Source organism: Planococcus alkaliphilus (assembly GCF_057031095.1).
In genome coordinates, this window is sequence record NZ_CM168060.1 from 1,429,898 (window position 1) to 1,446,406 (window position 16,509).

The 16,509-nt window shown below is 44.1% G+C and carries 17 protein-coding genes, 1 tRNA gene and 1 riboswitch; of the genes, 17 read left to right on the forward strand and 1 reads right to left on the reverse strand.

Features of this window, described 5'->3' with window-relative positions:
- Positions 1–49: 49 nt before the first annotated feature.
- Both uvrC and AC2EXB_RS07420 read left to right on the forward strand, forming a co-directional pair.
- Positions 50–1,846: an excinuclease ABC subunit UvrC gene (gene uvrC, locus AC2EXB_RS07415; protein WP_235198948.1), complete on the forward strand. Its 1,797-nt coding sequence runs from the start codon at positions 50–52 to the stop codon at positions 1,844–1,846.
- A 37-nt stretch (positions 1,847–1,883) separates the two neighbouring features.
- Positions 1,884–2,057, forward strand: a riboswitch (Lysine riboswitch).
- Positions 2,058–2,202: 145 nt separating this feature from the next.
- On the forward strand, positions 2,203–3,417 hold the full coding sequence (locus AC2EXB_RS07420; RefSeq protein ID WP_483604261.1) for an aspartate kinase: 1,215 nt from the start codon (positions 2,203–2,205) through the stop codon (positions 3,415–3,417).
- Positions 3,418–3,488: 71 nt separating this feature from the next.
- Here AC2EXB_RS07420 and AC2EXB_RS07425 read toward each other — a convergent pair whose 3' ends face one another.
- Positions 3,489–3,890 carry a YslB family protein gene (locus AC2EXB_RS07425; protein WP_235198950.1) on the reverse strand — a complete coding sequence of 134 codons (402 nt, stop codon included), beginning with the start codon at positions 3,888–3,890 and terminating at the stop codon, positions 3,489–3,491.
- A 222-nt stretch (positions 3,891–4,112) separates the two neighbouring features.
- Here AC2EXB_RS07425 and AC2EXB_RS07430 point away from each other — a divergent pair, with 222 nt between their 5' ends.
- The 15 genes from AC2EXB_RS07430 (at position 4,113) to clpX (ending at position 16,465) form a co-directional block, all read left to right on the forward strand.
- Entirely contained in the window at positions 4,113–4,703 is a 591-nt protein-coding gene (locus AC2EXB_RS07430) for a succinate dehydrogenase cytochrome b558 subunit (protein ID WP_311195664.1), read from the forward strand.
- A 45-nt stretch (positions 4,704–4,748) separates the two neighbouring features.
- Positions 4,749–6,497 (forward strand): succinate dehydrogenase flavoprotein subunit, encoded by a 1,749-nt coding sequence (sdhA, locus tag AC2EXB_RS07435; protein WP_235198952.1) that lies wholly within the window; start codon positions 4,749–4,751, stop codon positions 6,495–6,497.
- A gap of 18 nt (positions 6,498–6,515) precedes the next feature.
- Positions 6,516–7,286, forward strand: a complete 771-nt coding sequence (sdhB, locus tag AC2EXB_RS07440; RefSeq protein WP_235198953.1) for a succinate dehydrogenase iron-sulfur subunit — start codon at positions 6,516–6,518, stop codon at positions 7,284–7,286.
- Positions 7,287–7,416: 130 nt separating this feature from the next.
- Entirely contained in the window at positions 7,417–7,881 is a 465-nt protein-coding gene (locus AC2EXB_RS07445) for an acyl-CoA thioesterase (protein ID WP_483604262.1), read from the forward strand.
- A gap of 75 nt (positions 7,882–7,956) precedes the next feature.
- A complete protein-coding gene (locus tag AC2EXB_RS07450; protein ID WP_235199283.1) occupies positions 7,957–8,409 on the forward strand; it encodes a MarR family winged helix-turn-helix transcriptional regulator in 453 nt (150 codons plus the stop codon).
- 16 nt (positions 8,410–8,425) lie between these two features.
- The gene (racE, locus tag AC2EXB_RS07455) at positions 8,426–9,229 is read left to right on the forward strand and encodes a glutamate racemase (RefSeq protein WP_483604263.1); all 804 of its coding nucleotides are present in this window, start codon (positions 8,426–8,428) and stop codon (positions 9,227–9,229) included.
- A gap of 76 nt (positions 9,230–9,305) precedes the next feature.
- The gene (gene rph / locus AC2EXB_RS07460; protein ID WP_483604264.1) at positions 9,306–10,055 is read left to right on the forward strand and encodes a ribonuclease PH; all 750 of its coding nucleotides are present in this window, start codon (positions 9,306–9,308) and stop codon (positions 10,053–10,055) included.
- Complete coding sequence (locus AC2EXB_RS07465) at positions 10,052–10,657, forward strand: XTP/dITP diphosphatase (protein WP_483604265.1); 606 nt, start codon at positions 10,052–10,054, stop codon at positions 10,655–10,657. The genes rph and AC2EXB_RS07465 overlap by 4 nt, the downstream gene beginning before the upstream one ends.
- A 139-nt stretch (positions 10,658–10,796) precedes the next feature.
- Positions 10,797–10,870: transfer RNA gene (locus AC2EXB_RS07470), tRNA-Arg, on the forward strand.
- A 115-nt stretch (positions 10,871–10,985) separates the two neighbouring features.
- Positions 10,986–11,285, forward strand: coding sequence for a TIGR04104 family putative zinc finger protein (locus tag AC2EXB_RS07475; RefSeq protein ID WP_483604266.1), 300 nt, complete (start codon positions 10,986–10,988; stop codon positions 11,283–11,285).
- 147 nt (positions 11,286–11,432) lie between these two features.
- On the forward strand, positions 11,433–12,086 hold the full coding sequence (locus AC2EXB_RS07480; RefSeq protein WP_483604267.1) for a TetR/AcrR family transcriptional regulator: 654 nt from the start codon (positions 11,433–11,435) through the stop codon (positions 12,084–12,086).
- Positions 12,086–12,490 carry a transcriptional regulator Spx gene (spx, locus tag AC2EXB_RS07485; protein ID WP_483604268.1) on the forward strand — a complete coding sequence of 135 codons (405 nt, stop codon included), beginning with the start codon at positions 12,086–12,088 and terminating at the stop codon, positions 12,488–12,490. Before AC2EXB_RS07480 ends, spx begins: the two co-directional genes overlap by 1 nt.
- A gap of 92 nt (positions 12,491–12,582) precedes the next feature.
- Positions 12,583–13,563 carry a tetratricopeptide repeat protein gene (locus AC2EXB_RS07490; RefSeq protein ID WP_483604269.1) on the forward strand — a complete coding sequence of 327 codons (981 nt, stop codon included), beginning with the start codon at positions 12,583–12,585 and terminating at the stop codon, positions 13,561–13,563.
- A gap of 103 nt (positions 13,564–13,666) precedes the next feature.
- Positions 13,667–14,980, forward strand: coding sequence for a trigger factor (tig, locus tag AC2EXB_RS07495; RefSeq protein WP_235198961.1), 1,314 nt, complete (start codon positions 13,667–13,669; stop codon positions 14,978–14,980).
- Positions 14,981–15,193: 213 nt separating this feature from the next.
- Positions 15,194–16,465, forward strand: a complete 1,272-nt coding sequence (gene clpX, locus AC2EXB_RS07500; protein WP_251478603.1) for an ATP-dependent protease ATP-binding subunit ClpX — start codon at positions 15,194–15,196, stop codon at positions 16,463–16,465.
- Positions 16,466–16,509: the final 44 nt, after the last annotated feature.

Below are 16,509 nucleotides of genomic sequence, written 5' to 3' on the forward strand. Positions count from 1 at the left end.
TTCTTAACCGGGTCCAGTGATGGCCCCGGTTTTTTAATAGGGTGAGATAATGGCAAATGAATTGATCCAACATAAATTAGCAATTCTTCCCGATCAGCCGGGCTGTTACTTAATGAAAGACCGGCAAGACACGATCATTTACGTGGGAAAAGCGAAAGTATTGAAAAATCGTGTGCGTTCTTACTTTACTGGAAGCCACGATGCGAAAACCCAGCGCTTAGTCGGAGAAATTGTCGACTTCGAATACATTGTAACGAACTCGGAAAAAGAAGCGTTGATCTTGGAGTTAAATTTGATCAAAAAGCATGATCCGAAATACAATATCATGTTAAAAGACGACAAAACTTATCCGTATTTAAAAATTACAAGTGAGCGGCATCCGAAATTGATTATTACGCGGCAAGTAAAACGCGATAAAGGAAAGTACTTTGGCCCTTATCCGAATGCCTATGCAGCGAGTGCAACAAAGAAATTGCTCGACCGGCTGTATCCGCTTCGCAAATGCCATACGATGCCGGACCGTGCCTGCCTCTACTATCACATGGGTCAATGCTTGGCGCCTTGTGTAAAACCGGTCGAAAAAGAAACTTACCAGGAAATGATCGATGATATTTCACGGTTTTTAAATGGCGGTTTCCGCGAAGTGAAACAAGACCTTGTTGAAAAAATGTCCGAAGCCGCTGAAAACTTGGAGTTTGAGCGTGCTAAGGAATACCGTGATCAAATTTCCCATATTGAAACAGTCATGGAAAAACAGAAAATGACCATGAATGACTTTACGAACCGGGATGTTTTCGGCTATGCAATTGATAAAGGCTGGATGTGTGTACAGGTCTTTTTTGTCCGCCAAGGCAAGCTGATTGAACGGGATGTTTCCTTATTCCCGCTTTACCGGGACCCTAAAGAAGAGTTCATGACGTTCCTCGGACAATTTTATGAACAATCGAACCATGTAAAGCCGAATGAAATTTTATTGCCGGAAGGCGAAGATGCTGAATTGGTGCGTGAATGGCTGGATATGCGCGTGCTTATTCCGCAGCGCGGCAAGAAAAAAGATTTGGTGGCTTTGGCAAAGAAAAATGCGGAAATCGCCATCAAAGAGAAATTCCAATTGCTTGAACGCCAAGAAGAACGCACAGTTGGTGCATGCGTGGAACTTGGAGAAGCAATGAATATCGAAACGCCGCTGCGCATTGAGGCATTCGATAACTCCCATATCCAAGGGGCTGATGCGGTTTCTGCGATGGTCGCGTTTGTGGACGGAAAACCGTCCAAAAAAGATTACCGCAAATATAAAACGCGCAGTGCTTCAAAACCGGATGATTACGCAGCCATGCGTGAAGTTATCCGCCGGCGCTATACGCGTGTGTTACGGGATAATTTGCCTCTTCCTGATTTGATCGTGATCGATGGTGGGAAAGGGCAGATGGAGTCCGCTAGGGAAATTATCGAAGACGAACTGGGCTTGTCCATTCCAATTGCGGGCCTTGCAAAAGATGCAAAACACCAAACTTCACAGCTTCTTTATGGAAATCCAGTTGAAGTCGTGCCGTTGAAACGGACGAGCGAAGCTTTTTATCTGCTGCAGCGAATTCAAGATGAAGTTCACCGTTTCGTCATAACTTTCCACCGGCAGCTGCGCGGCAAAAACTCGATCCAGTCGGCGCTTGATGGGCTGCAAGGCGTCGGGCCTAAGCGCAAACAGCAATTGCTGAAGCATTTCGGCTCCGTCAAACGCATCAAAGAAGCGTCAATCGACGAGTTAAAAGATGCAGGAATGCCGGAAAGTTTGTCTCAAACCATTTTTCAGCATTTTCAAAATGACACATTGTCAACTGAGCAGTAACATGTTATCGTAGAAGAATAATTGAATCACTTGGAAAAGTGATGATAGAGGTGCGGACGTCAATAGTAGCCATTCGGAGATTTGCAGAATCGATGAAGGATGGTGAAAGGGGCGCCCGCCGAAGTGTGCTGTAATTTGCAATACGCATGCTGGTCCTGCATTTAATAAGTGCAGGGCTGTCAGAGTTTATCTCTGGAGGGCTATCTCACATGGACGTTTTTCGTATTCGTACATGCTAAAGAGGTAGTTTGCCGGTAACTCGGTGAGCTGCCTTTTTTTTATTGGCAGGCAAAGCCATATTCAGTCTTTGCTTTTCATGTTGAGGGCCACATCGAAAAAATGTGGGAGTGGATGGAATGAAAACGGTAGTCATGAAATTTGGCGGAACATCAGTTGCAACACCGGAGAAAATTATCGGTGTCGCGAAAAGAGCCATTACTGAAAAAGAAAAAGGCAGAAGAGTCGTGATTGTTGTTTCGGCGATGGGAAAAACAACGGATACATTGCTTGGCTTGGCTAACGAAATCTCTGCTGAGCCGCCGAAACGGGAGATGGATATGCTGCTAGCGACAGGAGAACAGGTGACTATTTCATTGCTCGCCATGGCATTTAAAGCGCTCGGCCATGAAGCTTTGTCGTTTACCGGTTGGCAAGCAGGCATTGAAACAGAATCAGTGCCGCGCAATGCACGCATTGAACAAATCCATACAGAAAGGTTGGAAAAGGTGTTGGACAATGGCTATTTCTGTGTAGTTGCCGGGTTCCAAGGCGTTGATAAAATCGGCAATATCACGACACTCGGACGCGGAGGATCGGATACGACAGCGGTGGCGCTGGCAGCTGCATTAAAGGCAGACCGCTGCGATATATACACAGATGTCGATGGCGTTTACACATCTGATCCGCGTTTTGTCAGCGGCGCACGGAAGCTCGAGCAGATTTCATATGATGAAATGCTGGAATTGGCCAATCTCGGGGCTGGCGTCCTGCATCCCCGGGCAGTTGAATTTGCGAAAAATAACCAGGTTTCCCTATCGGTCAGAGCAAGTTATTCCGATGAACCCGGCACAATCATACAAGAGGTGGTCACTGTGGAAAAAAATCTTATTGTCAGAGGCGTCGCATTTGAAAAAGGAATTGCACGTGTGACAGTCACATATAAAAAACCGTTCAATGGTTCATTGGCAAATATCTTTACAAAGCTTGCTGAAAACCACATCGATGTGGACATCATCGTCCAAAGCATCACGGATGCGTTCCCGCCGTCCGTTTCTTTTTCCATTAAAGAAGAAAGTTTAGAGGAAGCGCGCCGGGTGCTTGAACAACACAAAGAAGAGATCGGTTTTGTTTCCTGTGAATTCGAAGTAGGCCTCTCGAAAGTCTCCATCGTCGGTTCCGGAATGGTTTCAAATCCGGGGGTTGCAGCGCAAATGTTCGATATTCTCCGCATGGAAGAAATTCCGGTAAAGATGGTCAGCACCTCAGAGATTAAAGTATCGGTCGTTGTGCCGTTTGTTGACATGCAAAAATCAGCGGATGCCTTGCACAGAGCCTTTGGTTTAGATGAATAAAAAAGAAAACCCCGATAAATGAAATCGGGGTTTTTCAATGGAAGGAATAAATGAATGCTCAAAAAGTGGATTTATGCTTTTTCCCGCAGATCCGTTTTCAAGGTGATCCGCACTAAATTCTTTTTCGGAAGGACTTCTTCGTAGGCTTCTGTCAAAAAACCGCTCAATTTCTGTTTTTGTTCAGCCAGAAATCCGGCTTCAAGCTTAAAGCAGCGATTTTCGATTTTGTAGGGGTGAAGTGTATAGATGGTTTCATCTTTGCCAGCCTTTTCCAGGGACAATTGGCCAAAATTTGCTTGGCTAAAAAAATCAGGTGCTTCTTCCATCGCGAAAAGAGGGAATTTGCGGGCAAGCGATTTCCCAGCCCAGTAAAGGATATCAGCTTCGTGCTGGCCTAGAACTTCTGATAATACATAGTCCCGTATAATTTCATAACCGAACTCCTGATCGGTTTCAGCTTCTTTTACAGTCATGTCGAACCCACTTTCAGTATAATAAATTAATAGTAAGAATCACTTAGAAATATGCTAGTTGCCTTGACGCTCCAATTGGGGCGGAGTACAATAAATATGTCATATTATTGTATCATGATGTTGGTTGCAGTCAATGGATGCTTTCGTAACATATCGTTTGCTCTTTTTTCTGCGTATTATTGCTTGAGGGAGGTAAAAGTTTTGGACAATCGTGAATTTTTAATGCGCAGGTTACACTCATTACTAGGAATCATTCCAGTAGGGCTGTTCTTGACGCAGCATCTAATCGTCAACCATTTTGCTACACAAGGTGAAGCTTCTTTCAACAAAGCTTCTCACTTCATGGCGAACTTGCCGTTTGTTATTTTCTTAGAGATCTTCGTTATTTATTTGCCGTTGATGTATCATGCGTTCTACGGTGTATACATAGCGTTCACGTCTAAGCATAACCCAGGTAAGTATAGCTACATGCGCAACATTTTATTCGTTGCACAGCGCTACACAGGTGTTTTCCTAGTCATCTTCATTGCATGGCACGTCTTTGAAACTCGTTTCCAAGTTGCGATCGGCAATGCAGCGGAAGCAGATTTCAATATGATGGAAAATATCTTGAGCAACCCATTAATGTTAGCGTTTTACATTGTAGGTGTTTTAGCAGCGACGTTCCACTTGGCTAACGGCTTCTGGTCATTCTTAGTCACTTGGGGAATTACACAATCTGAAAAATCTCAGCGAATGGCATCTTATTTCACGCTTCTAGTGTTTGTGGTGCTTTCGATTATTGGTATCAGAGCTTTGTTTGCGTTCGTTTAAGAACGTTTTGATTATTGGTGAACTAAAAGAGGAGTGAATACCAAAATGGCGAGAGGCAAAATTTCTATCGTAGGCGGCGGCCTTGCCGGTTTGATGGCAGCAATTAAAGCTGCTGAAGCTGGCTCACCTGTCGACCTGTTTTCAATCGTTCCAGTTAAAAGATCTCACTCAGTTTGTGCACAGGGCGGGATCAACGGAGCGGTAAATACAAAAGGCGAAGGGGATTCCCCGGCAATTCACCTTGATGACACCGTTTACGGCGGTGACTTCCTGGCGAACCAAAAACCTGTTAAAGCAATGACAGATGCGGCACCAGGAATTATTCGCATGTTCGACCGCATGGGCGTTATGTTCAACCGTACGCCAGAAGGTCTTCTGGATTTCCGTCGTTTCGGCGGAACGATGCACCATAGAACGGCTTTTGCCGGTGCAACAACTGGCCAGCAATTGCTTTATGCACTAGATGAGCAAGTTCGCCGCCACGAAGTGGCTGGCTTGATCACAAAATACGAAGGCTGGGAATTCCTTGGCTTAGTTTTAGATGACAACGGCGTCGGCAAAGGGATCACTGCCCAGAACATGACGACAATGGAAATCCGTGCGTTCCGTGCAGATGCGGTTATTATGGCAACTGGCGGACCTGGGATCATTTTCGGCAAGTCGACAAACTCTGTCATCAATACAGGGTCTGCTGCTTCGATCGTTTATCAGCAAGGCGCGTATTATGCAAATGGCGAGTTCATCCAAATTCACCCGACAGCGATTCCAGGAGACGACAAGCTTCGTTTGATGTCTGAATCGGCTCGCGGTGAAGGCGGACGTATCTGGACATATAAAGATGGTAAGCCTTGGTATTTCTTGGAAGAAAAATATCCGGCATACGGAAACTTGGTTCCACGTGATATCGCGACACGCGAAATCTTCGATGTTTGTGTAAACCAGAAACTGGGCATCAACGGCGAAAACATGGTTTATCTTGACCTTTCCCATAAAGATGCTAAAGAATTGGATATCAAACTTGGCGGAATCATTGAAATCTATGAGAAATTTACTGGGGACGATCCTCGTAAAGTTCCAATGAAAATCTTCCCGGCTGTCCACTATTCGATGGGCGGACTATGGGTTGATGACCACCAAATGACAAGCATTCCTGGCGTTCTTGCAGCAGGAGAATGTGATTATTCGCAGCACGGAGCAAACCGCTTAGGCGCTAACTCATTGCTTTCTGCCATCTACGGCGGAATGGTGGCAGGCCCGAATGCAATGGAATACGTTCAAGGTTTGGATGTATTGGCTGAAGATCTTCCTTCGGACATTTTTGACCGTGCGGTTGCTGAAGAGCAGCGCAAATGGGATGAAATCCTAGCACTTGATGGAACTGAAAATGCTTACGTTCTTCACAAAGAACTTGGCGAATGGATGACAGACAACGTAACAGTTGTTCGCTATAACGACCGCTTGAAAGCGACAGATGAGAAAATCCAAGAGCTGCTTGAACGTTTCAATCACATCAGCATCACGGATACTCAGCTTTGGAGCAACCAAGGCGCAATGTTCGCACGCCAGTTGAAAAATATGCTACATTTAGCACGAGTGATCACGCTTGGGGCTTATTATCGCAATGAAAGCCGTGGAGCTCATTACAAACCGGACTTCCCGGAACGCAATGACGAAGAATTCTTGAAAACAACAATGGCCAAATTCAATGGCTACGATGAGCCGATCTTCACTTACGAAGAAGTCGATACATCGCTGGTTGAACCTCGAATTCGAGATTACTCATCAGCACACTAAGAAGGGAGCTAATTTACCATGGGTGAAGCAGCAAAAACGGTTATATTTGAAATCGAACGCCGAAACTCTACGGATGAAGCACCGTATTTCGAGAAGTTCGAATTGCCATATCGCTTGAACATGAACGTCATTTCGGCGTTGATGGAAATCCGCCGGAATCCAGTTACAATGGACGGCAAAAAAACAACTCCGGTCACTTGGGACATGAACTGTCTTGAGGAAGTATGTGGAGCTTGTTCAATGGTCATCAACGGCAAAGCACGCCAGTCGTGTACAGCTCTTGTCGATCAATTGGAACAGCCAATCCGCCTTCAGCCGATGAAGACATTCCCTGTAGTCCGCGACTTGATCGTAGACCGCAGCCGCATGTTCGATTCACTGAAAAAAGTCAAAGCTTGGGTGCCAATCGATGGAACTCATGACCTTGGCGACGGACCTCGTATGCCAGAACGCAAACGCCAATGGGCTTACGAACTTTCAAAATGTATGACTTGCGGCGTATGCTTAGAAGCATGCCCGAACGTCAATGATAAATCCGATTTCATCGGACCGGCACCACTTTCACAAGTTCGCTTGATGAACGCGCACCCAACTGGATCTATGACTCGCGATGAGCGCTTAAATGCAATCATGGGCGATGGCGGTCTAGGCAGCTGCGGTAACTCTCAAAACTGTGTTGAATCTTGTCCAAAAGGAATTCCTTTGACAACATCAATCGCAGCGTTGAACCGCGACACAACAGTTCAAATGTTCCGCAACTTCTTCGGAAGCGACAGAATGGTTGATTAGTCTTATTGAAAAAAATCCCTGCTGCGGCGGGGGTTTTTTCTTTTGATTTAGATATATGATTTCAGGTAAAGGTCTAAGTTTTGCTATACTAATAAAATATGACCTTGTATTACATACTGGAGGATTTTAGATGAAAGCCAAGTACATTGAAAATTTTAATAAATGGAAAGAAGAGTTTCGCTTTTCTGCGCCGGTCCAAGTGCGTTTTTCAGAAACGGATATGTTCGGGCATGTGAATAATACGGTGCCAATTACGTATTTTGAATTTGCACGCATCGAGTATATGAAAGAACTGGGGCTTATGCAGCGTTGGCTAAAAGGCAGTGATTTGTTTCCCGTCGTAGCAGATATGCAAGTCGACTACGTAAAACAAGTTTTCTTTGACGAAAAAATGGATATTTACGTTAAAGTTGCATCAGTCGGAAATTCTTCGATAGATGTCCATTACTGGGCAGTCAATGAAAAAGAAGAAACCTGCTTTACAGGTAGAGGCGCGATGGTGCAGATTTCCAAGGAAACCGGAAAAGGATTTCCTTGGAGCCCGGAAGAGCGGGAATTGCTAACTAGCAACCAAGCCATTTCGATGGAAAACTGACTGGGTTCTTGCCATAACCATAAAAAACCTTCACTATAGAAGAGAAGATACGTAACCGAGGAGTGGATGATTGTAATGACAAACACCAATAACCATATTCCACACAATTCCGATAAAGTAGCATTTATGGAAAAAGAATTGCGCTATATATCCGGTTTGATCAAGCAAAAAGGGAGAGAGATCTTGAATTCCTATACGATCACACCTCCCCAATTTGTGGCGCTGCAATGGCTTTTCGAACATGGCGATATGACAATTGGAGACCTTTCCAACAAAATGTATTTGGCTTTCAGTACGACGACCGACCTTGTCGACCGAATGGAAAAAAATGAGTTAGTGGTCCGAGTGCGGGAGGAACAAGACCGCCGTGTCGTTCGGATCAAATTATTAAAAGAGGGCGAACGGATCATTGAAGAAGTGATTAAAAAGAGACAAGATTATTTAGAGACGGTGCTTGAAGATTTCAGTGCCGATGAAGTTGAGCGGTTTTCGTTCTTGCTTGAAAAACTGCATACAAACATGAAATAGAATTGAGGTAACTAATTTGAATGCGCCAATCGGAGTTATTGATTCAGGAGTAGGCGGACTGACGGTGGCAAAAGAGATCATCAAACTTTTGCCGAACGAACAGATTTATTACATAGGGGATAATGCCAGATGCCCGTATGGACCCCGTTCTCTCCAAGAAGTCCGTAAATTCACATGGCAAATGGCCGAAGCTTTAATGAAAAAGAAAATTAAGATGCTGGTGATCGCTTGCAATACAGCAACGGCTGCTGCATTGAATTCACTGCAGAAAAAACTGCCGATCCCTGTCATCGGTGTGATTTTCCCAGGGGCGAGAGCTGCAATTAAAACATCCCATAGCAAAAATATCGCAGTTCTTGGAACATTGGGGACGGTGAAAAGCGGCGCTTATGAAAAAGCGATCAAGTCATTGGTCTCTTCTGCGCATGTTGTCCAATTGGCATGTCCGCGGTTTGTGCCGCTTGTGGAAAGTGATGAATATGAAGGGGAATTTGCCCGGACAATGGTGCAGGATACCCTTTCCCAGATTGAAGAAGAAGAATTTGATACGGCAATTTTGGGGTGTACCCATTATCCGTTGCTGCAAGGATTTATCGAGGAAGTTTTCGGGGACGGCGTAAAAGTATTGTCTTCTGCTGAAGAAACGGCAAAAGACGTCGAGCGGCACCTGAGATACAAAAAACAGCTCGCTGACCGGCAAAAGCCGCCAATCCATCACTTTTACACATCCGGTTCCACACCGATCTTTACTTCGATTATTGAAAAATGGCTAAGCATTGATCATCCGTTGATCCACTCTATCCGATTTCCAAAAACCTGATGGCTTAGCTATCGGGTTTTTGGCTGTAGTAAAGGAAATATGGTAAGCTATTTGAGCAAATACAAGGAGGATTCTCATGACAAGAATTGATGAAAGAGCAATAAATGAACTGCGCCCGGTGCAGATGGAAGCGGATTATTTAATCCATCCGGAAGGCTCTGTATTGATTACGGTTGGCCAGACAAAAGTGATTTGTACAGCGACCATTGAAGACAAAGTGCCGCCATTTTTGCGCGGCCAAGGGAAAGGATGGATCACGGCGGAGTATTCGATGCTGCCGCGTGCCACCAATAGCCGAAACCGGCGGGAAGCTTCTGCTGGGAAAATCAGTGGACGGACGATGGAAATCCAACGTTTAATCGGCCGTGCCTTGCGTGCTGTCGTAGATTTGGAAAAGCTGGGTGAACGGACTTTATGGATCGATTGCGACGTTATCCAAGCGGATGGCGGAACACGAACAGCTTCAATCACGGGAGCGTTTGTGGCAATGGTAATGGCCATTGGAAAATTGGAGCTTCCTGCATTTCCGGTTACCGACTTTTTAGCAGCGACTAGCGTGGGCATCGACAGTGAACTTGGAGCTATCCTGGACTTGAACTATGTAGAAGATTCTTCCGCACAAGTCGATATGAATCTTGTGATGACTGGAGCCGGCCATTTTGTGGAACTGCAGGGAACTGGGGAAGAGTCGACGTTTACGCGGACTCAACTCAATGAACTTCTGGACCTTGGTGAAAGCGGAATCCAGCAATTGATTGAAAAACAAAAAGAGGTACTTGGAAGCTTGGCGCAGAAAATCGGGGAAGAGGTGGAATCGAACTTATGAAACAAGTAATCATTGCGACTCAAAACAAAGGCAAAGCGAAGGATTTTGAAGCCCTTTTCGGACCGCTCGGATACGAGGTGTTAACGCTTCGTGATGTAGCAAAAGACATGGACGTTGAAGAAACAGGCGTAACGTTCGAAGAAAATGCCATCCTTAAAGCGGAAGCGGTGGCTGAAGCCCTTCAAACTACTGTTATTGCAGATGACAGCGGGCTTGAAATTGATGTGTTAAACGGCGAACCTGGGGTCTATTCGGCCCGTTATGCCGGTGAAGCAAAAAGCGATGAAGCCAATATTGAAAAAGTGTTAGCGAAATTGGAAGGTGTATCTGAAGAACAACGTACAGCACGCTTCCGCTGCGTTCTCGCAATCGCTTCGCCAAATAAGGAAACTGTTACTTATTCAGGGTCGTGCGAAGGAATGATCCTTTCTGAACGAAGAGGCGACCACGGGTTCGGCTACGATCCGATTTTCTTTGTGCCTAACGAAGGAAAAGCAATGGCGGAACTTCTGCCAGAAGAAAAAGCAGCGATTTCCCACCGGGGCAACGCACTCCGCGAATTGGAAAAAGCGATGCCGGAATGGCTGGATAATGGCCAATAAAATAAAAAGAAATAAATTTTAATGTTTTTTTAAAATAGCATTGACTTTTCTTGAAATCATTTCTATAATTAAAATTGTCTTTCAGTTGAAAAACGCAGCCCACCCAGTGGTGTTGAAGTTTGGAAACGAAGAAAGCCATGTCCCAGTAGCTCAGCTGGATAGAGCAACGCCCTTCTAAGGCGTCGGTCGGGCGTTCGAATCGCTCCTGGGACGTAAACTTATCGAAATGATACATAGGAAGAGGCCTGAAGCAAATTGCTTCAGGCCTCTTTTATTATAAATATAAATACAACCATTATCTTCTTAATAGTAATTGGAGGGAAGAAATTTGCCGATATGTGAAAACTGCAAAACCGGGTGGACATGGAAACAGACTTTAAAGAGTTCTTTTGTTTTGACGACAAGCATGAAATGCCCATATTGCAGCAAAAAACAATACACAACTCCGAAATCCAGAAAACAGATCTTGCTTCTTAATATGCTAATTCCTTTGCCATTATTGATCCAAGCTTTTTTTGATATAGAAGGATGGGTAACCATCAGCTTAATGTTAGGATTTTTCCTCCTTGCTATTGTTCTATTGCCATTTTGGATGAAAGTACAAAATGAGGAAGTATTTCTAAATTGAATTAATTTATCTGTCCGGAGCCTATGCTCCGGATTTTTCATTTATTTGTCCATAATGTGAATCCGCATTCAAAAAAATGATGAATAACATGAACTCGAGTTCATGTTATTGGGTGAAACGTGTTATTCTGTATAAAGAGGTGAGAAAATGCCACACGAAGACCTTGTTGGAAGTTTTCCGACTTCTCCTAAACAATCACGGTCAAAACAAAAAAAAGAAGCCTTAATTGCCAGTGGCAAGGAATTATTCAGCCGAAAAGGGTTCGACCAAACCACTGCAAAAGAAATTGCGGCCCATGCACGTGTCGCGACTGGAACTTTTTATCGCTACTTTTCCGATAAACGCCAACTCCTGATGTCCTTGATCGAAAACCAATTGGATTCAATGATGCCGCTCGAGCTGGAATGGAAAAGCGGAGATCCGGAAAAGCTGCTCGCAGGACGCCTTGAAATCCATTACCACAAGATAAATGAATCCAATCTCCAAAAATTGATGCCTGAGTTGCTGCTGCGTGACGCTGAGCTGGCAGAAATCATCAATAACGCAAAAGACCGGATGCATCAGAAGTTTGTAAAAGATTTAACCGTTTTGCAGAAGAAAGGGTATCTCTGGCCGGACATTGAGATTGAAACTTTAACCTGGTGTTTGGAGTCCTTATTAGAAAAGCTGCAAAATCGGGTCAGTAAAGGGGAGGACGTGGATTACCAGCAATTCGCGAAAATATTTTGCCGTACGCTGTTCCCTCCGGAAAGTCTCCAGAAAATGCGCACAGGAAAGATTTATGAAAGGAATGTGAAATGATGAAAGCTAAATTATTCACTGCAACGAGCAATACCTCATGCCGAAAAGCGATCGCTTGGTTAGATGAGTATGAAATTCCATACGAAGAAAAAAACCTCTCCACGACACCCATCACCATAGAAGAGATTCAAGAAATTCTCTCCCTGACAAATGAAGGAACAGAAGAAATCATTTCGAAAAAAGCTTATGCAATCAAAAAGCTGAAAATCGATTTCGATGCTTTGTCTTTGTCTCAGCTTTATAAAGTCATCCAGGACAACCCGGGCGTTCTTCGCTTGCCGATTATTCATGACGGCAGAAAATTGCAGGTGGGCTATAATGACGATGAAATCCGCCAATTCTTGCCACGATGGTTCCGGTTAGACCAATTCAAAAATTTAATTAGCTTGTCAGGCAATATTTAATACAGCTCCCAGGAAATGAAAAAAATCCATGGTTTTATTTTCCCGATAAATCCCCTTATGTTATGATAGAGGCAATAAATGGGGTGGTAAAAATGCGGAAGAAATATAGGGAGCTCAAACGGAAAGGCAATGTCATCGTATTTCCGACCACGATCAACCGCTTGTTGACAGACGGCATGAATCTCCTGAAAGACGAGCAGTACACCGAAGCCCGCGATAAGCTATACCAAGTGCTGGCGTATGAACCTGAACATGCGGGAGCGCTTGGAGCCTACGCTTATTGCTTATTTGAGTTGGGGGATTATGAAGAGGCGCTCGACGTCTGCCGCGAGCTGTTAAAAGTGGGTCCGATCCATTATTTGGAGACGATGGAATTATACATAAGTTTGTTGATGCAAGTGAGGGAATTTGAAGAAGCTGAGCAAATGATCGAAATGCTGATTGAAGAAAAAATCTTGCCGGAAGAGCGGCTTGAGCAATTTCAGCAATTGCGTGAGCTGAACGAACGGATTGCAGCGAATGTATCCAAAGAAAAAGTGGATATCCGTTTATACGAAGCTGAACATTTTACCGCGCTTCGGCCGAGTGAACAGGAGCATCTCATTATGGAACTGCAGCCGGCATATTACGAGCCGCTGAAAGAGAAGTTGTTTGCGCTTGCTGAACACCCAGATACCGATCTGCTCACCAAAACATACATATTATTTACGCTCCACCAGGAAAAAGTGGCTGGCCGGCTCAAAATCAAGAAGTTCCATTACGAAGGTGAATTTTCAGCCGCCGCCTTGCCGGACCCTATAAACAATAAACGCATTAAAATGATCCGCAGTTATTTGGAAGAAGCTTTATCGAAAGACCCGACCCGCCTGGAAATGGCGATTGAACTGTTTGAACGCCATATTTACTTGATCTATCCTTTTGCGTGGGATGAATTTGAAGGGCGGGAAGTTGCAGAAGCCTATATGGGTTATCTGGATAGTTTGTTTACCGGAGAAGCATCAAATGGGGTGGATGAAGAGCTGCTCAAGCTGATAATTCAGGCTGAAGCTTGGTTCGAGTTTCGGAATGGGTAGAAATAGTTGAACATGACGCCATCTATGCTATAATATGGAGGTTGTCAAAATTCGTATAATACACGTAATATGACTTTGTAGAAAATGTTTGGAGGGCTAATATATGTCAGCAAAATGGGAAAAACAAGAAGGTAACACAGGAACGTTAACAGTAGAAGTGCCTGTAGAAGTAGTAAATGCAGGATTGGATCAAGCATTCAAGAAAGTTGTAAAAGAAATTAACGTGCCAGGTTTCCGTAAAGGGAAAATGCCTCGCCAAATGTTCGAAAAACGTTTTGGTGTTGAATCATTGTACCAAGATGCTTTGGATTTCATCTTGCCGGACGCTTATGCGAACGCTGTTGAAGAAGCCGGAATCAACCCAGTTGACCGCCCGGAAATCGATATCGACACAATGGAGAAAAACAAGCCATTGGTATTCACTGCTAAAGTGATCGTTAAACCTGAAGTTCAGCTTGGCGAATACAAAGGCATCGAAGTAACAAAGCAAGATACAGAAGTAACAGACGAAGAAATCGAAAACCAATTGAAAGAAAACCAAGAGCGTTTTGCTGAACTTGCTGTTAAAGAAGACGAAGCAATCGTTGAAGGCGATACAGCTGTTATCGATTTCGAAGGGTTTGTTGATGGAGAAGCGTTTGAAGGCGGCAAAGGAGAAGATTATTCTCTTGAAATCGGTTCAAACTCATTCATCCCTGGATTCGAAGAGCAATTGGTTGGCGTGAAAGCAGGAGAAGAAAAAGACGTTGAAGTCACTTTCCCTGAAGAATACCACGCGGCTGAGCTTGCAGGAAAAGCTGCAACTTTCAAAGTGAAAGTAAACGAAGTGAAAGCAAAAGAACTTCCTGAACTTAACGATGAATTTGCAAAAGAAATCGATGCGGAAGTCGCTTCTTTAGATGAATTGCGCACAAAAATGAAAGAAACATTGTCAGCTGAAAAACAATCAGCTTCAGATGCTCAACTTCGCGATGAGTTGGTACAAAAAGTTGCAGAAAACGCAACAATCGACCTTCCACATGCAATGATCCACACTGAAATGGACCGCATGATGCAAGATTTCGAACAGCGTTTGACTCAACAAGGCATGAACCTTGACCTTTACTACCAATTCTCTGGACAAGACGAGCAGGCACTTCGCGCTCAAATGCACGATGACGCTGAAACACGCGTACGTGTATCGCTAGTTCTTGAAGCAATTGCTGCTGCAGAAAACATGGAAGTAACAGCTGAAGACATCAACAAAGAACTTGAAAAAATGTCTGGCCAATTCAACATGGATGCAGAACAGATCAAAGCTGCTTTAGGCGGTACTGAAATGCTTGAAAATGACATCCGTATGCAAAACACAGTTGAATTCTTAGTGGAAAACGCTAAAATCACAACTGAAATTGCAAATGCTGAAGACGCTGAATAATTAAAGCCTATAATTTACAACCGAAAACAAGGCACGGCATCGTGCCTTGTTTTCTTCTACATAAAACCAATAAAACAGACATAGCCTATATAAAAGAAATCAACTAACATCAATTTAATACCCTACATAATGCTTTCCTTTTGGTTTAATTCTAATTAGTTGATACAATAACGAATATCTTGTAAGATAATGGCTTGAATAGGGGTGAATACATTGTTCAAATTCAATGACGAAAAAGACCATCTTAAATGTTCATTTTGCGGTAAACCGCAAGAGCAGGTCCGTAAACTGGTTGCAGGACCAGGTGTATATATTTGCGACGAATGTATTGAGCTTTGCACGGAAATCGTAGAAGAAGAGCTTGGTACAGAAGAAGCAGTAGAATTCAAAGAAGTTCCAAAACCGAAAGAGATTTTGGACATTTTAAACGGTTATGTAATCGGACAGGAAAAAGCGAAGAAGTCGCTTGCTGTCGCTGTGTATAACCACTATAAACGTGTGAACTCGAACAGCAAGATCGACGATGTCGAGCTGTCGAAATCGAATATCGTTTTGATTGGACCAACAGGGAGCGGGAAAACCTTGCTTGCTCAAACTTTGGCCCGCATCCTGAACGTTCCTTTCGCAATCGCAGATGCTACTTCTTTAACAGAAGCAGGCTACGTAGGTGAGGACGTTGAAAACATTCTATTGAAACTGATCCAAGCTGCGGATTATGACGTAGAACGCGCAGAAAAAGGCATCATCTATATCGATGAAATCGATAAAGTGGCCCGTAAATCGGAAAACCCATCGATTACACGCGATGTTTCCGGTGAAGGCGTTCAGCAAGCTTTATTGAAAATTCTTGAAGGAACGACTGCAAGCGTGCCACCGCAAGGCGGACGCAAGCACCCTCATCAAGAATTCATCCAAATCGATACGACGAATGTATTATTCATTGTCGGCGGTGCTTTTGACGGTGTAGACCAAATCATCAAACGCCGTTTGGGCAATAAAGTCATCGGTTTCGGTGCAGACCCGAACAAAGAGGAATTGGATGAGAAATCATTGCTTAGCCAATTGATTCCTGAAGATTTATTGAAATTCGGTTTGATTCCAGAGTTCATCGGGCGTTTGCCGGTATTGGCAAGCCTGGAGCAATTGGATGAAAACGCATTGGTGCAGATCTTGACTGAACCGAAAAATGCATTGATCAAGCAATACCAGAAAATGATGGAGCTTGATGATGTCGAATTGACATTTGAAGACGATGCCTTAGTGGAAATCGCGAAATTGGCGATTGAACGCAAGACAGGTGCCCGAGGACTTCGTTCAATCATTGAGAATATCATGCTTGAAGTCATGTTCGACCTGCCGTCCCGCGAAGATATCGTGGAATGCGTCATTACAAAAGAAACCGTCACTGATAGCGCTCAGCCGAAACTATTGCTAGAAGACGGCTCAGAATATAAAGGCGACAATAACGAGAAAACATCCGCCTAAGTAAAACTGCTTTCAGCGGGAAGCCGCTGCAAGCAAGCGGAATA

Coding starts and splice junctions, on each gene's coding strand:
- AC2EXB_RS07430 (WP_311195664.1), top strand. CDS start 4,113: ATGCGCAGGTTACACTCATTACTAGGAATCATTCCAGTAGGGCTGTTC.
- AC2EXB_RS07420 (WP_483604261.1), top strand. CDS start 2,203: ATGAAAACGGTAGTCATGAAATTTGGCGGAACATCAGTTGCAACACCG.
- sdhA (WP_235198952.1), top strand. CDS start 4,749: ATGGCGAGAGGCAAAATTTCTATCGTAGGCGGCGGCCTTGCCGGTTTG.
- AC2EXB_RS07445 (WP_483604262.1), top strand. CDS start 7,417: ATGAAAGCCAAGTACATTGAAAATTTTAATAAATGGAAAGAAGAGTTT.
- AC2EXB_RS07425 (WP_235198950.1), bottom strand. CDS start 3,890: ATGACTGTAAAAGAAGCTGAAACCGATCAGGAGTTCGGTTATGAAATT.
- AC2EXB_RS07490 (WP_483604269.1), top strand. CDS start 12,583: ATGCGGAAGAAATATAGGGAGCTCAAACGGAAAGGCAATGTCATCGTA.
- spx (WP_483604268.1), top strand. CDS start 12,086: ATGAAAGCTAAATTATTCACTGCAACGAGCAATACCTCATGCCGAAAA.
- AC2EXB_RS07450 (WP_235199283.1), top strand. CDS start 7,957: ATGACAAACACCAATAACCATATTCCACACAATTCCGATAAAGTAGCA.
- AC2EXB_RS07480 (WP_483604267.1), top strand. CDS start 11,433: ATGCCACACGAAGACCTTGTTGGAAGTTTTCCGACTTCTCCTAAACAA.
- tig (WP_235198961.1), top strand. CDS start 13,667: ATGTCAGCAAAATGGGAAAAACAAGAAGGTAACACAGGAACGTTAACA.
- uvrC (WP_235198948.1), top strand. CDS start 50: ATGGCAAATGAATTGATCCAACATAAATTAGCAATTCTTCCCGATCAG.
- rph (WP_483604264.1), top strand. CDS start 9,306: ATGACAAGAATTGATGAAAGAGCAATAAATGAACTGCGCCCGGTGCAG.
- sdhB (WP_235198953.1), top strand. CDS start 6,516: ATGGGTGAAGCAGCAAAAACGGTTATATTTGAAATCGAACGCCGAAAC.
- AC2EXB_RS07465 (WP_483604265.1), top strand. CDS start 10,052: ATGAAACAAGTAATCATTGCGACTCAAAACAAAGGCAAAGCGAAGGAT.